This window comes from Heyndrickxia shackletonii, assembly GCF_001420715.1.
Taxonomy (GTDB): Bacteria; Bacillota; Bacilli; order Bacillales; family Bacillaceae_C; genus Margalitia; species Margalitia shackletonii.
Window position 1 is genome coordinate 1,405,745 of sequence record NZ_LJJC01000004.1, and the last position, 16,964, is coordinate 1,422,708.

Annotated in this window: 15 protein-coding genes, 1 tRNA gene and 1 rRNA gene; 11 read left to right on the plus strand and 6 right to left on the minus strand. The window is 37.3% G+C overall.

Annotated elements, in window-relative coordinates; translation table 11 throughout:
- Positions 1 to 10: 10 nt before the first annotated feature.
- Positions 11 to 1,354, minus strand: coding sequence for a sigma 54-interacting transcriptional regulator (locus AN964_RS06595; RefSeq protein WP_055738940.1), 1,344 nt, complete (start codon positions 1,352 to 1,354; stop codon positions 11 to 13).
- 151 nt (positions 1,355 to 1,505) lie between these two features.
- On the opposite strand from AN964_RS06595, the gene pruA reads away from it, so the two are divergent.
- The 3 genes from pruA (at position 1,506) to AN964_RS06610 (ending at position 5,909) form a co-directional block, all read left to right on the plus strand.
- Entirely contained in the window at positions 1,506 to 3,050 is a 1,545-nt protein-coding gene (gene pruA / locus AN964_RS06600; RefSeq protein ID WP_055738941.1) for an L-glutamate gamma-semialdehyde dehydrogenase, read from the plus strand.
- A gap of 191 nt (positions 3,051 to 3,241) precedes the next feature.
- Positions 3,242 to 4,456, plus strand: a complete 1,215-nt coding sequence (locus AN964_RS06605; protein ID WP_055738942.1) for an ornithine--oxo-acid transaminase — start codon at positions 3,242 to 3,244, stop codon at positions 4,454 to 4,456.
- 208 nt (positions 4,457 to 4,664) lie between these two features.
- Positions 4,665 to 5,909, plus strand: a complete 1,245-nt coding sequence (locus AN964_RS06610) for a Glu/Leu/Phe/Val family dehydrogenase (protein ID WP_055738943.1) — start codon at positions 4,665 to 4,667, stop codon at positions 5,907 to 5,909.
- 66 nt (positions 5,910 to 5,975) lie between these two features.
- On the opposite strand, the gene AN964_RS06615 is transcribed toward AN964_RS06610, so the two are convergent.
- The gene (locus AN964_RS06615; RefSeq protein WP_055738944.1) at positions 5,976 to 6,206 is read right to left on the minus strand and encodes a DUF378 domain-containing protein; all 231 of its coding nucleotides are present in this window, start codon (positions 6,204 to 6,206) and stop codon (positions 5,976 to 5,978) included.
- A 167-nt stretch (positions 6,207 to 6,373) separates the two neighbouring features.
- Between AN964_RS06615 and AN964_RS06620 the strand changes: the two genes are divergently transcribed.
- A complete protein-coding gene (locus AN964_RS06620; RefSeq protein ID WP_055738945.1) occupies positions 6,374 to 7,723 on the plus strand; it encodes a glucose-6-phosphate isomerase in 1,350 nt (449 codons plus the stop codon).
- Positions 7,724 to 7,823: 100 nt separating this feature from the next.
- On the plus strand, positions 7,824 to 8,225 hold the full coding sequence (locus tag AN964_RS06625) for a YugN-like family protein (RefSeq protein ID WP_055738946.1): 402 nt from the start codon (positions 7,824 to 7,826) through the stop codon (positions 8,223 to 8,225).
- A gap of 2 nt (positions 8,226 to 8,227) precedes the next feature.
- Here AN964_RS06625 and AN964_RS06630 read toward each other — a convergent pair whose 3' ends face one another.
- Positions 8,228 to 9,244, minus strand: a complete 1,017-nt coding sequence (locus AN964_RS06630) for a potassium channel family protein (protein WP_235950727.1) — start codon at positions 9,242 to 9,244, stop codon at positions 8,228 to 8,230.
- Between the two features lie 93 nt (positions 9,245 to 9,337).
- Between AN964_RS06630 and AN964_RS06635 the strand changes: the two genes are divergently transcribed.
- Positions 9,338 to 9,410: transfer RNA gene (locus AN964_RS06635), tRNA-Ala, on the plus strand.
- A 475-nt stretch (positions 9,411 to 9,885) separates the two neighbouring features.
- Here the strand turns inward: AN964_RS06635 and AN964_RS06640 are convergent.
- Positions 9,886 to 10,557 carry a hypothetical protein gene (locus tag AN964_RS06640; protein WP_055738947.1) on the minus strand — a complete coding sequence of 224 codons (672 nt, stop codon included), beginning with the start codon at positions 10,555 to 10,557 and terminating at the stop codon, positions 9,886 to 9,888.
- Positions 10,558 to 10,871: 314 nt separating this feature from the next.
- Here AN964_RS06640 and AN964_RS06645 point away from each other — a divergent pair, with 314 nt between their 5' ends.
- From AN964_RS06645 to AN964_RS06655, 3 genes are all read left to right on the plus strand, one after another.
- Positions 10,872 to 11,270, plus strand: coding sequence for a hypothetical protein (locus tag AN964_RS06645; RefSeq protein WP_055738948.1), 399 nt, complete (start codon positions 10,872 to 10,874; stop codon positions 11,268 to 11,270).
- 274 nt (positions 11,271 to 11,544) lie between these two features.
- Positions 11,545 to 12,243 carry a DsbA family protein gene (locus AN964_RS06650; RefSeq protein ID WP_055738949.1) on the plus strand — a complete coding sequence of 233 codons (699 nt, stop codon included), beginning with the start codon at positions 11,545 to 11,547 and terminating at the stop codon, positions 12,241 to 12,243.
- 3 nt (positions 12,244 to 12,246) lie between these two features.
- Positions 12,247 to 12,645, plus strand: coding sequence for a disulfide oxidoreductase (locus AN964_RS06655; protein ID WP_055741163.1), 399 nt, complete (start codon positions 12,247 to 12,249; stop codon positions 12,643 to 12,645).
- Between the two features lie 233 nt (positions 12,646 to 12,878).
- Here the strand turns inward: AN964_RS06655 and AN964_RS06660 are convergent, their stop codons facing one another.
- Positions 12,879 to 13,562: an MgtC/SapB family protein gene (locus AN964_RS06660; RefSeq protein WP_055741164.1), complete on the minus strand. Its 684-nt coding sequence runs from the start codon at positions 13,560 to 13,562 to the stop codon at positions 12,879 to 12,881.
- 214 nt (positions 13,563 to 13,776) lie between these two features.
- Here AN964_RS06660 and AN964_RS06665 point away from each other — a divergent pair, with 214 nt between their 5' ends.
- The gene (locus tag AN964_RS06665) at positions 13,777 to 14,679 is read left to right on the plus strand and encodes a DMT family transporter (protein WP_055738950.1); all 903 of its coding nucleotides are present in this window, start codon (positions 13,777 to 13,779) and stop codon (positions 14,677 to 14,679) included.
- Here the strand turns inward: AN964_RS06665 and AN964_RS26285 are convergent.
- Positions 14,676 to 14,843 (minus strand): hypothetical protein, encoded by a 168-nt coding sequence (locus AN964_RS26285; RefSeq protein WP_161809219.1) that lies wholly within the window; start codon positions 14,841 to 14,843, stop codon positions 14,676 to 14,678. The two genes, AN964_RS06665 and AN964_RS26285, sit on opposite strands and share 4 nt — an antisense overlap.
- A 329-nt stretch (positions 14,844 to 15,172) precedes the next feature.
- Between AN964_RS26285 and AN964_RS06670 the strand changes: the two genes are divergently transcribed.
- Positions 15,173 to 16,723, plus strand: a 16S ribosomal RNA gene (locus AN964_RS06670).
- Positions 16,724 to 16,964 lie beyond the last annotated feature (241 nt).

Below are 16,964 nucleotides of genomic sequence, written 5' to 3' on the forward strand. Positions count from 1 at the left end.
ATGCCTGGATTTATTTTTTCACAATCCCATGCTTTCTTAAGCGATATTGCAAATTTTGCCTGCTCATATGCAGAGCGCTGGCAGTCTTGGTGATATTGTAATCATGAAATTGTAATGCTTTTTGAATATAGTAAGTTTCGGCCTCCTGTAAATATTCCTCGAGAGGTTTTATCTCCCTATCTTTTTGAAATAAGAACTCATTTTCCTCTGCTGTTTTGTGAGTGAAATTAGTCGGCAAATGGTGGATTTCGATCATTTCTTCATCCTTCATTAACTTCATAGTGCTTTCTATAACATGTTCTAATTCCTTAATATTACCTGGCCAATCAAATTCAATAAATTCATTCAGCACTTTTTTTGAAATGGTGTTTACATTCATTTGGAATCTGTCGTTATATTTTTTGATAAAAGAGTTCACCAGTTCAGGAATGTCGTTTTTCCGATCTCGTAATGGAGGAATAACAATGGATGACTGACTTAGAAAATAATAAAGATCTTTTAACAATTTTCCTTCTGCAATTGTCTTAATGGGGTCATCGCTTATACTGCCAATAATTCTTACATGAAAAGATCTTTCCTCTTTCTCACCAAGCCGCCTTACTCTTTGATTTTTTAATGAACTAAGTAACGTAGATTGGATATCTAGAGGCAATAAATGAATTTCCTCTAGTAACAGAGTACCCCCGTCAGCCATTTCAAGAATCCCGGCTAGTTCTTTTTCACCAAATAATAATTTTTCTATAAAAGCACCGGTAAGTTCCGTACAATTTTGGGAATAAAATTTCCCTTGCACGGAACTATGATAATGAATGCTTTGAGAAATAATATTTTTGTATGTTCCATGTTCGCCGATAATAAACAGCGGCGAAGACATCGAAGAAGCCAGTTTAGCAATTTGAATAACTTCTTTTGGAAACCATTTATTAAATTCCAATTGGTCAAAGGTATATGCGCCAAATTCATTTTTTAGAAGCTTACTGCCAAGGATTCTTTCTAGTTTAGTAACATCACGAACAATTTCGACTGCCCCTATTGTTACATTGTCCTTTTTTATAGGATACGTACTATGGACAGTATTTATTTCCATTCCTTTATTGTTAAAATACGTTTGTTTGTTATTAAAAATAGGTTCTCCGGACTTTAATATTTGTAATAAAATACTTCCTTCCCCTTGGAAAAATTGAAAAACATCGAGTATGTTTTTATCCAGGACATCCTCAATGTCCATTCCTTCTATTTCCATCATTTTATTATTATAAATAACTGTTTTGCCGTCTTGATCAATCGCATGAACTCCTACATCTAAGTAATCTATAACATTCTTATAGATTGTTAATAAGGTTTCATTATCCATCTGAATCCCCCTAAAATTTTTTTATTGAAAAAGACTTGAAAAATGCAATATATTTTTGCATTATTATATTGTAAGGGTTTTCTTAATGCAAATATTTTTTGCGGATAAGATTGAAAAAGCAAAAAATAAGCCTATAAAAGGAGGAAGATGAATGATTCCATACAAAACCGAACCACTTACAGATTTTAATAATGAAGAAAATAAAAAGTCATTTCAAGAAGCATTAAGCATAGTGGAAAGCTATTTAGGTCAAGACTATCCACTCGTTATAGGCGGAGAAAGAATCACAACGGATGATAAAATTGTATCTGTTAACCCTGCTGATAAGGAAGAAGTAATTGGACGCGTGTCCAAAGCAAATAAAGATCTTGCTGAAAAAGCAATGACAACAGCATATGAAACATTCCAAACTTGGAGAAAAGTAAAACCGGAAGTACGAGCAGATATTTTATTCAAGGCTGCGGCAATCGTTCGCCGTCGTAAGCATGAATTTTCTGCATTAATGGTGAAAGAAGCAGGTAAACCATGGAAAGAAGCAGATGCAGATACAGCTGAAGGTATTGATTTCTTGGAATATTATGGTCGTCAAATGTTAAGTTTAAAAGACGGTATTCCTGTTCAAAGCCGTCCAGGTGAATATAATCGTTTCGGTTATATCCCTCTTGGTGTTGGTATTGTCATTTCACCATGGAACTTCCCATTTGCAATCATGGCAGGTACAACTGTGGCCGCACTTGTAACAGGGAATACAGTTCTTTTAAAACCAGCTTCAACAACACCTATTATTGCAGCTAAATTTGTAGAAGTTTTAGAAGAAGCAGGCCTTCCAAAAGGTGTACTAAACTTTGTACCAGGAAGCGGTGCAGAAGTTGGAGATTATTTAGTGGATCATCCGAAAACAAGATTCGTAAGCTTTACAGGATCTCGTGATGTAGGTATTAGAATTTACGAACGTGCATCAAAAGTAAACGAAGGACAAATTTGGTTGAAACGAGTAATTGCTGAGATGGGCGGAAAAGATACGATTGTTGTAGATAAAGAAGCTGATCTTGAGCTTGCAGCACAATCGATTGTTGCATCTGCATTTGGCTTTTCTGGACAAAAATGTTCCGCATGCTCCCGTGCTGTAATAGTGGAGGATGTATATGATCAAGTTCTAAACCGAGCAGTTGAATTAACAAAAGAATTAACAGTAGGCAACCCGACAAATGATAAAAACTTCATGGGACCTGTTATTGACCAAGCTGCATATAATAAAATACTAAGCTATATTGAAATTGGCAAACAAGAAGGCAGATTGCTTGCAGGCGGAGAAGGTGATGATTCAAAAGGTTTCTTCATTCAGCCAACGATTTTCGCTGACCTATATGCTAATGCGCGTTTAATGCAAGAAGAAATCTTCGGTCCTGTTGTTGCATTTTCTAAAGCAAAAGACTTCTCTCATGCTCTTGAAATTGCCAACAACACAGAATATGGTTTAACAGGAGCTGTTATCTCTAATAATAGAGAACATATCGAACAAGCTCGCGAAGACTTTCAGGTTGGTAATCTGTACTTTAACCGCGGTTGTACAGGTGCAATTGTAGGCTACCAGCCATTCGGAGGTTTCAACATGTCAGGTACGGATTCAAAAGCTGGAGGACCAGATTATTTAGTACTTCATATGCAAGGTAAAACTACATCTGAAATGCTTTAATCATGCGCGGGCACTACGGATTTCGCACTCTTTACTTATCAAGAGGGGAGAACAATATATCCGATAGCCTATAGACGCTGAAGCTAGACGCAGACTATTTTTTTAAAGTAATCCACAAGGTTAAATTTTATAATTTCCTGGTGTATGAAAATAGGAACCTTCTTATTAGAGAGGCTCCACTTATATAACGAATGGGGGATACTAATTTGAAAACTCTAACAAAATCACAACAACTAATTGAACAAACAGAAAACTTTGGTGCCCATAATTATCATCCGCTGCCAGTTGTTATTTCAGAAGCAGAAGGCGTTTGGGTCAAGGATCCTGAGGGAAATAGATATATGGATATGTTAAGTGCATACTCCGCCGTTAATCAAGGACACCGTCATCCGAAAATTATTGATGCGTTGAAAAAGCAAGCGGACCGTGTAACCTTAACTTCTCGTGCATTTCATAGTGACCAGCTTGGACCATGGTATGAAAAAGTGTCCCAGTTAACAAATAAAGACATGGTATTACCGATGAATACAGGCGCTGAAGCAGTGGAAACGGCTGTTAAAGCGGCACGCCGCTGGGCATACGATGTAAAAGGTGTAGCTCCGGATCAGGCTGAAATCATTGGATGCGAAGGTAATTTTCATGGCCGAACGATGACGGCGGTTTCTTTATCATCAGATGAGGAATACAAAAGAGGCTTTGGTCCAATGCTTCCCGGAATCAAATTAATTCCTTACGGGGATATTGATGCATTGAAAAAAGCTATTACTCCAAACACTGCAGCATTTCTAATTGAACCAATCCAGGGGGAAGCTGGTATTGTTATTCCGCCAGCAGGATTCCTACAAGCGGCATATGAATTATGTAAGGAAAATAACGTATTATTTATTGCCGATGAAATTCAATCAGGATTATGCCGTTCAGGAAAATTATTTGCTTGTGATTGGGAAGAGGTAACACCAGATGTGTATATCTTGGGCAAGGCTTTGGGTGGCGGTGTATTTCCTATTTCATGTGTGGTAGCGAATAAAGACATTTTAGGTGTATTTAATCCTGGTTCCCACGGCTCTACTTTCGGTGGAAATCCACTAGCGTGTGCAGTGTCCATTGCAGCACTCGACGTTTTAATGGATGAAAATCTTGCTGATCGTTCTTTAGAGCTTGGTGAATATTTTATGGCAAAACTGAAAGAAATTCAAAATCCAATGATTAAAGAGGTTCGCGGAAAAGGGCTATTTATTGGAGTAGTGTTAGACGAACCTGCTCGTAAATATTGTGAAGCACTAAAGGCTGAAGGGCTGTTATGTAAAGAAACGCATGAAAATGTAATCCGATTTGCCCCTCCACTAGTCATTTCTAAGGAAGATTTAGATTGGGCAATTGAACGGATTAAAAAAGTATTATCTTAATGGTAGACTGTTTTTATTAATAGTTGTTTTTCGTCATCCGAAATAGGATGGTTTCGGGGCATCTTTTCTTATAAAGTTTATTCATTTTTTAACCCAAATTGGTTGTAACAAAGAGTCTTTGTATACAACCGCAACAAAATATAAGAAAAGAGCCTAAATGGTACAATACAAGCGTCACACGATTATTTACTATAAAGAGGCGAAATCGATGGAAGAGAATCTGAATTTATTTACATCAACACAGGAAATTATAAAAGAGGCACTAGTAAAATTAGGCTTTAATGATGAAATGTATGAGCTTTTAAAAGAACCATTACGTGTTTTGATGGTAAGAATTCCTGTAAGAATGGACGATGGTACAGTCAAAGTATTTCAAGGATATCGTTCTCAACACAATGATTCAGTAGGCCCTACAAAAGGCGGGGTGCGTTTTCATCCTGAAGTAAATGAGGATGAAGTGAAGGCTCTCTCTATGTGGATGACCTTGAAATGCGGAATTGTTGGCCTTCCTTATGGCGGTGGTAAAGGTGGAATTGTGTGTGATCCAAGAACGATGTCTATGAGTGAGATTGAACGGCTTAGCCGCGGGTATGTAAGGGCAATTAGCCAAATTGTTGGCCCTACAAAAGACATTCCTGCTCCAGATGTTTATACAAACTCACAAATTATGGCATGGATGATGGATGAATACAGCCGCTTACGTGAGAATGACTCTCCTGGGTTTATTACAGGAAAACCATTAGTTTTAGGTGGATCAGAAGGACGTGAAAAGGCAACGGCTCAAGGTGTAACCATTTGTATTGAGGAGGCTGCTAAAAAAAGAGGCATCAATTTAAAAGATGCCCGGGTAGTTATTCAAGGGTTCGGTAATGCGGGAAGCTTCTTGGCAAAATTCCTGCATGATTATGGAGCAAAAGTAATTGGAATTTCTGATGCATATGGTGCTTTGCATGATCCTGATGGTTTAGATATCGATTATTTGCTTGATCGTCGTGATAGCTTTGGTACAGTAACAACTCTATTTGAAAATACCATTACAAATAAAGAGCTTTTAGAGCTTGATTGTGACATTCTTGTTCCAGCAGCCATTTCTAATCAAATCACCGCCGAAAATGCACATAATATAAAAGCATCTATTATTGTAGAGGCAGCTAACGGCCCTACCACGATGGAAGCAACCAAAATTTTAAGTGATAATGGTGTATTGCTAGTACCTGATGTACTTGCGAGTGCAGGTGGTGTAACGGTTTCTTATTTCGAATGGGTGCAAAATAATCAAGGATATTACTGGTCAGAAGAAGAAGTAAATGAGAAGCTTCGGAAAAAGCTTGTTGAATCATTTAACAACGTGTATAACACAGCAGAAACACGCCGCATTAATATGCGCTTGGCAGCCTACATGGTTGGCCTTCGTAATGCGGCAGAGGCCTCTAAATTTAGAGGATGGGTCTAAGAATACGATATTTTTTATAAAAATTAGAAAAGCAACTCCTATATTGCAGGAGTTGCTTTTCTAATTTTACCTTGTTGGTGTCCTAGCTTCCGAGCGCTCAATCTCTGGATTAGGCTTAAATAATAAACCAAGATTGATGAGTCCGGCGATTCCAACAATACCATATATAATCCTCGTTAAGGCACTTGCATGCCCAAAAATTGCAGCTACTAAATCAAATTGAAAAAAACCGATGAGACCCCAGTTAATAGCGCCAATAATGGTAAATACTAATGCGATTCTTTGAACGGCACTCATCCTTTTTCCTCCTTTTTATAATGATTCACTAATAGGATGCATTACTTCATAAATTTTATTCATACTAAGACTTAAGTTTAAGGATGAAAATATAGTATATGATTCTTGAAATACAAGCTTTCTTTCGATAAAGTGAAACAGTGAGAGTTGAAAAGGAGGAATTAAATATGACACACATTCGCTTTGACTATTCAAAGGCACTAACTTTTTTTGGAGAACATGAGCTTACATACTTAAAAGATGCAGTAAAAACAGCCCATCATTCTTTGCATGATAAAACTGGTGCAGGAAATGACTTTTTAGGATGGATTGATTTACCAGTAAACTATGATAAAGATGAATTTACTCGTATTCAGAAGGCTGCTGAGAAAATCCAAAATGACTCAGATGTTTTGCTTGTCATTGGCATTGGCGGATCTTATTTAGGAGCAAGAGCAGCAATAGAAATGCTAAATCACAGCTTCTATAATGCTCTTCCGAAAGAAAAACGCCAGTCACCACAAATCATCTTTTTAGGAAATAATATAAGCTCAACTTATATGAAAGATGTGATGGATCTTTTAGAGGATAAAAATTTCTCTATCAATGTGATTTCTAAGTCTGGAACAACAACGGAACCAGCCATTGCATTTAGGGTATTCAAAAAACTACTCCAAGAAAAATATGGAGAAGAAAATGCAAAGAAACGCATATACGCAACAACGGACAAGGCAAGAGGAGCTTTAAAAACACTTGCGAATGAGGAAGGGTATGAATCCTTTGTTATTCCTGATGATGTAGGTGGCAGATACTCCGTTTTAACCGCTGTCGGTTTACTTCCAATTGCAGTAAGTGGTGCGAACATCGAAGAGATGATGAATGGTGCAGCACAAGCAAGAAATGATTTCGGAGCAGAGGAGCTTGAAAATAACCTTGCTTATCAATACGCTGCAGTTAGGAATATCCTATACAATAAAGGGAAAACAATCGAGATGCTCATTAATTATGAGCCTGGATTACAATATTTCTCCGAATGGTGGAAGCAATTATTTGGCGAGAGTGAAGGAAAGGATCAAAAGGGTATATTCCCATCCTCTGCAAACTTTTCAACAGACTTGCATTCATTAGGACAATACATTCAAGAAGGCCGTCGTGATTTATTTGAGACTGTCATTAAGGTTTCTAAGCCACGTCATGAGCTCACGATTGAAAAGGAACAAAATGATCTTGATGGACTAAACTACCTTGCTGGGCAAACAGTCGACTTTGTAAATAACAAAGCATTTGAAGGAACGCTTTTAGCCCATACAGATGGCGGGGTTCCGAACTTAGTTGTGGAAATTCCGGAAATGAATGCCTATACTTTCGGCTATCTTGTGTATTTCTTTGAAAAGGCTTGTGCTATCAGCGGATATTTATTAGGTGTCAATCCATTTGATCAGCCGGGAGTAGAAGCTTATAAAGTAAATATGTTTGCTTTACTCGGTAAACCAGGTTTTGAGGAAAAGAAAAGTGAATTGGAAAAAAGATTGAAGTAAATAATGATGGTTTGTAACACTAAACAGTTCTATTTATTTTAACAAGGAATATATAGCCGCCCCTTTGGAAAACTATAAAAAACAAAGGAGTGGCTATTTTATGTATAGAATTCCATCAAAAATAGAAGGGAAGCAATTCGAATTATATAAGCTGGAACAAGAGTTAAAACCAATTGGTTATTCGATTGGCGGCGGATGGGATTATGATCAGGGTTATTTTGATTTTAAAATGGCAGATGATGATGGATATCAGTTTTTAAGGGTACCGTTTAGACCAATCGAAGGTGCGTTAGATTCTGACGGTGCTATTGTAGAATTGGGAACACCGTTTATCTTAACACATGTATATCAAAATGATCTTGATGATTATACCGGTTCAGGAAACGTATCTGCATCCTTTGATCAATTTGCTGAACCAAAGGATGAGGATGCAGATACTCCCAAAAAATATATTGACTTTGGAAAAGAGCTTGTCCGCGAGTTAGAAAATATTTTACATTAGAATTAATTTGAAATAACAAGTAATTGATCAGTAGATAAGATATGGAAATGCATAGGGGGATTAATGATGGTTTCGCCCCCTCTTTTTAGGCCAATAAGGAGTTTTCTTTCTTCCTTTAACATAGAGCTAATATCCTCAAAATGCTTCCCATTCCATTCCTCCATAATCGGGATATACTTTAAATGGTTTCCTTTAATGTGGTCTAACATCATTAAAATTGTATCTGACATACCATGGGATAATAATGAATTCATCATTACATAACTTGACTGTGCATTTGTTTGAATCACCTCATCTGCACCAGCACGTTTTGCATTAATCACATTTTCATTCATCAAAATTTCCACCACACAGTATATATCAGGATGGAATCCTTTTACAGCAAGTAAAATTAAAATGGATCCCATATCGGCGTGAGATTCATTTTCATTTTGATCAGAAGTAATTAATATGTATTTGGCCTTTTTTAAACAGGCTCTTTGCAGTGTTTCATCAACAGAAGCCTTTCCTTTTATAAAATGCACCTGATGAGTAGGATATGGATTAACATCCAATGTATCATCGATTAAAACAATAGACTGGCGCTTGTCTAAGCTGAGCCATTGGTCAATGACATTTTTGGAGCGTCCATTCCACCCTACAATAATAATATGATCTTTTCCTGTAAACATTTTTGTTCCTTTCATTGCCGCATTTTGAATTCGAATGGTCGTTGCTGCAATAGAGGCAAAATAAGCTGATACAACTCCTGCACCGGTAAGGACTAGAAGAATTCCTAAAATCCTCCCCTTTACTGTTACGGGGTAAACATCCCCATATCCAACCGTTGCAGTTGTAATGACCGCCCACCAGATACCGGTAAAAATGGTCGGAAATTGCTTAGGCTCCACGTAATGAACGGCAATCCCAAACGAAATAATTAATCCGAATATTAGAAGAAGTAGTTTCATAATCAAAGGCCAACGAAGAAAACGAAAATAAATATGCTGAACCATTTCATCAGCTCCTTGGATTTTCATTATTTCCTCATTTGGAAGAGTGTATAACTCTTTCGTAAAAATACACTTGAAGTTTTTACAAAAACTACTATAATTTTAAATATAGTGATATAAGGGGCATTAGCTCAGCTGGGAGAGTGCTTGCATGGCATGCAAGAGGTCAGGGGTTCGATCCCCCTATGCTCCATTTATTTTTATTACGACATTATTTCTCGTAAAAACGAGGAAGGATGTCGTTTTTTTAATCTAGGGTTACTACTCTCTAAATCGGACAGAGGTTCCGTTATTAGTGACAAAAGGCGTAAAATTGGAGTTTAGCGGACACAAGATCCGTTATTGTGTGAAAAAGCAAATCGTTTACGGTGATTTGCATGCAATAACGGAATGAGAGTCCGTTAACATTATGAAAATACAGTATTTCAAGGGAATAGCGGAACGTGTGTCCGGAAAATAGGGAGAATACTTTCCAATCGGACAGAGGTTCCGTTATTTGTGACAAAAGGGGTAGAATCCGGGTATTAGCGGACACAAGATCCGTTATTGTGTATAAACGCGAATCTTTTACGGTGATTTGCATACAATAACGGAATGAGAGTCCGTTAACATTATGAAAATACAGTATTTCAAGGGAATAGCGGAACGTGTGTCCGCATATAATGCAGTCAACATTGTGGTAAATATATTGTAGGTAAAACGAGGCTATAAGTCCGGGCTCGCTTTTTTCCGCTTGCAACAGCAAGAATTTGTAAATCAACAAGTTTACGCAAAATTCTTCTGGTATGGCGATCACTAATTCTAAGATGATTAGCAACTTCAATAGGAGTGAACGGACGCAGCAAACGATGAGCAAATCGCACCGTTTCTGCTTCGAGCCAAGACAATTGAGATGGTACATCTATAGAGGTGAATTTCCCAATGAAAGATAATATAAGTTGTTGGCATCTCTTTGGTTCATCTTGAATAGATAAATAAGCAATAGGTAGGAATGTCCAGCCATCAAGCGCTAACAATGAATGTCGCCAACATAAATCTTTAAAGCGTCTTACATCAAGGTCCCTAGCATGAGGGCCATATCCTTGAATTTCAATTCCTCCTTTCGCTTGTCCAGGCATATAGGCAAGATCGAGGTAACGATATCCATTATTGAAATCCTGTACCTCCCATTCAGGGTGCAAGTGATCGAAATTTCCAACAACAGGGAACCAAACCAATCGAAGGAATTCCATTGTCCCATGCCCCAACCCTTTTTCTAAAATTTCACGCCTTCTATGATTTTTTTCATTTGTAATATTATCCTGGTGCCATTTTTTAAACTTTTCTTCAAACTGTGACATCTATACCCTCCTTATTATTATTTTAGTAAGTCAAATAAAAATGCCGCTTAAATACAATACCTAATGCCAGAAGCATTTTGTAAATGTATTGAAGCGGCCATTATAATGACTGACTATTATTTTTAGTTTAGCTTGAAACTACTTTTGCTGCAATAACATTGTTCGAATATTTTTGAGGAGACTTACAAGCGCTACAGTCAATATTGATCCCATTTGTTTTCATACACGTATATGATATGTTCTCTTTTTTGTTCGTCATATTTATTTACCTTTTCCCATATGATGAATTATCTAGTATAAATGGAGGAAAGGGAATGAGTAAACAATTCGACCAACTTATAACAGAAGAAATGGTGACTCAATACTTTGAATGGAGCCAGCAGAAAAAGGAAATAGAAAGTAAAATGGAAGAATATAAAAAAGCTTTCCATCTTTATTTTGATCAAAATATCGGTCTCCATTCAAAAGGACAAATCAAAATTGGAAACTATAAATTACAAAGGCTGATTAGAAAAACGGAAAAGTATGATGAAATAGAAACGGTGCAAAGATTAGAAGAACTTAACTTTAATGATTTGATACAAATTGTGAAACGTCCTGATGAGGAAAAAATTAAATCAGCTATTCATTTAGGGTTATTAAAAGAGAAAGATTTGGAAGGATGCTTGAAAGTGTATTCTTCTCCGGCAATCTCCGTAAAACTTGATAAATAATATAAAAAAGGACCGTTTAGTTTGGTCCTTTTTTATTGTGTGGTCGTATAAATACTATGATAACTACTTGACTCCGTTTACTTATTAATATAAAGTAACTAACATAAAGTTACTTAAACGGATGTGGAGATTTTACGAAAAACGAAAAGGAATTACACTTTTGCTATGAAATTATAGTATGATTTAATAGAAATGGTTTATTTAAGAAGAAGTCTTCTAATAAAATTACAAGAATAACAACCTATATCCAGAAATATATCTATGAGGTGAAATAATGGCAAAACAAATGAGCAAACCGAAAAATGCAAATCATTCATCGAGAACTTTTTTTTATTGGGTAATTGGCCTCGTGGTGATTTGTATCATTGGATTGATCTTATTAAGTAAATTAACTGGAAAAAACGATGCTGAATTTGATTTCAACTATAAAAATCAGCCGTACCTTGGTAAAAGTGACGCTCCAGTAAATATTGTTGAATTTGGCGATTATAAATGCCCTGTCTGTAAAAACTTTACGGAAAATGTTTATCCAGCAACAATAAAAAAACTAGTGGATAATGGAAAAGTGAAATTCTACTTTATGAATTATCCTTTTATTAATAAAGATTCCACAACGGCAGCGTTGTTTTCAGAAGCAGTATATGGTGAATTAGGAAATGATGTGTTTTGGAAGTTTCATGATTTGCTTTATAAAAAACAACCGGAAGATGAAAAATATGAACGTATAGACTTGTATACTGATTCTTTTTTACAAAATACTTTAAGGGAAATTGTTAATGAAGACGATGTTAAAAAGGTAGAAAGTGCAGTTAAGGAAAACCGTTATAAAGGTGCTTTGGATAAGGACACTTCATATGTGAAAAAACTTAAGATCAATTCAACCCCGACATTCTTTATTAATGGAAAAGAATTTAATGGCAAAACATATGAGGATCTAATAAAAATGATTAACGATGCGGCAAAGGGGAAATAGATGATGAATAAAGCTTTAGGTTTCGCATGGGTAACAGCTATTATTGCAATGTTAGGAAGCCTATACTTTAGTGAGATAATGAAGTTTATACCTTGTACTCTTTGCTGGTATCAACGGATCCTTATGTACCCGTTAGTGGTTATCCTTGGGGTGGCGGTTTTTAATCATGATAAGAATATATATAAATATGTTATGCCATTGTCTATTATTGGAATGATAATATCTATCTATCATTACAGCATACAAAAGGTGCCATTTATGAAAGAAGTTCAAGTTTGTACTAGCGGTGTTCCATGCTCTGGTCAATACATTAACTGGCTTGGTTTCATCACTATTCCGCTGCTTGCATTTATCGCATTTACGCTTATTACTGTCGCAATGTTTAAAGTCAAAAAAAATTAAGAAAGAATAAAAAGCGAAGCTCTTTATTACGAAGCTTCGCTTTTTTATTGGACATGAACCGATTTCTTCCATAATTTTTAGCAATATAAAGTACTTTGTCAGCAAAATCCATGTTTTCTTCTGCTTTATTCGTGTTTCCAGGTATATATGATTTCACTCCATTTGATTGGTTCACCAAATTTATTCTAAATGAAAAGTAAAGTTTTTAGAGGCTATAAAAAGTCAGTAACTCACTAAATTTCGATATCAGTGCTCGTTACTTCCTTCAAGTTAGATATTTCATTATAAATTTCCGAAATTGGCTTTTGAAAACCAACCAAAGCCTTTAACTCTATTAAATGACCTTTTTCTTGTAAATCTCTTATTCTTATACCCTCCAAGACAATCTGCATTGCTTCTAGGTTTACTATAACCCTATCAATACTTTCCTTCTCTTGAACAATAATCTTGATTTGAATATCCTTTTGTCTTAATTGTTTAATACCGATTATTCTAAGGATGGAAGGTAATATTTCGACGCTTATCATTAATAATATAACACCGGCAATGGCTTCGAAATAAAAACCTGCACCAACAGCAATGCCAATTCCTCCTGCACCCCAAATCATTGCAGAAGTTGTTAAACCAGTAATATTATCATTTCCTTTTTTTAATATTACCCCTGCGCCAAGAAAACCAATTCCGGAAACGATTTGTGCTGCAAGCCGAAGCGGATCCATGCCTATCGGAACTTGATGGGATTTTGGGAAAGAATAGGCAGATTGAATAGAGACAATCGTAAGTAAGCAACTGGTAATAGAAATGACAAGACTGGTTTTTAACCCGAGTGGCTTTCTTTTAAGTTCTCTCTCTAATCCGATAATTAATCCCAAAATAGCGGAGATTCCGAGCTTTAATAGTATCTCATTATCTATCATTTCCACTGAAGTAAACCCCTTTCTAAATAAAAGGCCCTATTATTAAAGTAAGGATTATAAAACGATCAAATCATATTTCCGCTTATGGCCCTGATTCAACAGCAAATAGTTGTTTAACTAAAGTAAAATTATTGGATGGCAATTGATGTGAAAAGGGTTTAAAATGGTGTATGTCATTTTATCACATACACCATTGTTATAGAAGGAGAAAAATATGAAAACTCCGAAAATAAATCCGTATTTCGCACTAATAGTTGGAGTGATTGCTGTATCTACTTCTGCTATTCTAGTAAAATTGTCATCTGCTGATTCCGGGGTTATTGCATTTTATCGTTTATTTTTTACTGTTTTATTAATGCTCCCCTTTTTTTTAATGAAGAATGTAAGAGAACTCCGCACTATTACGATTGGAGACTGGGTAAAGTCTATTATTGCGGGAGTTTTTTTAGCATTTCATTTTATACTATGGTTTGAATCGTTAAATCTGACATCAGTCGCAAGTTCAACCGTTCTGGTTACCTTACAGCCTCTTTTTGCGTTTGTCGGCACTTTCTTGATTTTCAAAGAATCTTTTTCGGCAAAAGCTATTACTAGTGGAGTAATTGCAGTATTAGGAAGTTTTATAATAAGCTGGGGCGATTTTGCGATTAATGGCAAAGCGCTTATTGGTGATTTAATTGCTCTTGCTGCATGTGCACTTGTAACAGGTTATTTACTTATAGGACAAAATATCCGAAAAAGGCTTTCATTAATGACTTATACTTTCATTGTTTATGCAATAAGCTCTATTGTTTTATTTCTATATATATTAATAAAGAAAGAACCATTCTACCATTTACAAATTCAAGATTGGATTTACTTTTTGCTGCTAGCCATTTTCCCAACTTTATTAGGACACACCATTTTTAATTGGTGTATAAAGTGGATAAGTACCGCTACGATTTCGATGGCTATTCTTTTTGAACCTATCGGAGCGGCTATATTAGCTTATTATATATTTAATGAAAAAATCGTTATGACCCAGGTTGTTGGAGGAATTATCATTATCGTAAGTGTGCTGTTTTTTGTTTTTGATGGCATACCTGTTAAGACTGTTAAAAGAAGATCTAATCATTAAATGAATATATAAGCTAATCCTGAGAATACAAAAGCCATAATAATTACTAAAATCATATGAAGTGAAAAGATGCTTTTGTTTTCTCGCTTCATATCCATAATTGCACAACAAAAGAGATACAATGTCATGAGAATGGATAAACCAAGTGCGAAATTACCTGCCATATGAAATTACACCTTTCATTTATTATTGCTTTTTGCTAATATATTTATATAAAGGACAAAGTATGTTCAATAAACTTTTTGCTTAAAAATTCATGAAAAAATGGTATTGCATTGATTAGTAATTCATGTTATATTATTATTCGTCCGATAGAGTTCAAGGTATTCACCATAAAAACTCAATAAAAATTCTATTAAAAAAGAATTGACAAAGCATCGGAGAAAATGATATGATATAAAAGTCGCTTATAAAAGAAAGTGACATTGATCTTTGAAAACTGAACAGAACAAAACGTCAATGTTTTTGAAAATAATGAGCTATATCAAACACTTTTTTGGAGAGTTTGATCCTGGCTCAGGACGAACGCTGGCGGCGTGCCTAATACATGCAAGTCGAGCGGACTTTTAAAAGCTTGCTTTTAAAAGTTAGCGGCGGACGGGTGAGTAACACGTGGGTAATCTGCCTGTAAGACTGGGATAACTCCGGGAAACCGGGGCTAATACCGGATAACTTCTTTCCTCGCATGAGGAAAGATTGAAAGATGGCTTCGGCTATCACTTACAGATGGACCCGCGGCGCATTAGCTAGTTGGTGAGGTAACGGCTCACCAAGGCAACGATGCGTAGCCGACCTGAGAGGGTGATCGGCCACACTGGGACTGAGACACGGCCCAGACTCCTACGGGAGGCAGCAGTAGGGAATCTTCCGCAATGGACGAAAGTCTGACGGAGCAACGCCGCGTGAGTGATGAAGGTTTTCGGATCGTAAAACTCTGTTGTTAGGGAAGAACAAGTATCGTTCGAATAGGGCGGTACCTTGACGGTACCTAACCAGAAAGCCACGGCTAACTACGTGCCAGCAGCCGCGGTAATACGTAGGTGGCAAGCGTTGTCCGGAATTATTGGGCGTAAAGCGCGCGCAGGCGGTTTCTTAAGTCTGATGTGAAAGCCCACGGCTCAACCGTGGAGGGTCATTGGAAACTGGGAGACTTGAGTGCAGAAGAGGAGAGTGGAATTCCACGTGTAGCGGTGAAATGCGTAGAGATGTGGAGGAACACCAGTGGCGAAGGCGACTCTCTGGTCTGTAACTGACGCTGAGGCGCGAAAGCGTGGGGAGCGAACAGGATTAGATACCCTGGTAGTCCACGCCGTAAACGATGAGTGCTAAGTGTTAGAGGGTTTCCGCCCTTTAGTGCTGCAGCTAACGCATTAAGCACTCCGCCTGGGGAGTACGGCCGCAAGGCTGAAACTCAAAGGAATTGACGGGGGCCCGCACAAGCGGTGGAGCATGTGGTTTAATTCGAAGCAACGCGAAGAACCTTACCAGGTCTTGACATCCTCTGACAACCCTAGAGATAGGGCGTTCCCCTTCGGGGGACAGAGTGACAGGTGGTGCATGGTTGTCGTCAGCTCGTGTCGTGAGATGTTGGGTTAAGTCCCGCAACGAGCGCAACCCTTGACCTTAGTTGCCAGCATTCAGTTGGGCACTCTAAGGTGACTGCCGGTGACAAACCGGAGGAAGGTGGGGATGACGTCAAATCATCATGCCCCTTATGACCTGGGCTACACACGTGCTACAATGGATGGTACAAAGGGCTGCGAGACCGCGAGGTTAAGCCAATCCCATAAAACCATTCTCAGTTCGGATTGCAGGCTGCAACTCGCCTGCATGAAGCCGGAATCGCTAGTAATCGCGGATCAGCATGCCGCGGTGAATACGTTCCCGGGCCTTGTACACACCGCCCGTCACACCACGAGAGTTTGTAACACCCGAAGTCGGTGAGGTAACCTTTTGGAGCCAGCCGCCGAAGGTGGGACAGATGATTGGGGTGAAGTCGTAACAAGGTAGCCGTATCGGAAGGTGCGGCTGGATCACCTCCTTTCTAAGGATAATGGAAAACCACTTACGTGGTTATAAGAAGACGTTTTTAAGTTCTGTTCAGTTTTGAAAGGTCAATCCTTTCAAATATATTGTTATAAATTAGAAACTATTAAGAAAATATTTCTAATTCTAACAAAGTTTTTTGCTCCTGCGGCAAAGCATATTCGAGGATGATTAGGTTCACCTCGGAGCAAGGCAGCATGTAGCAAATTCTCTGACGTTTAATCATGATGTGATTGAAG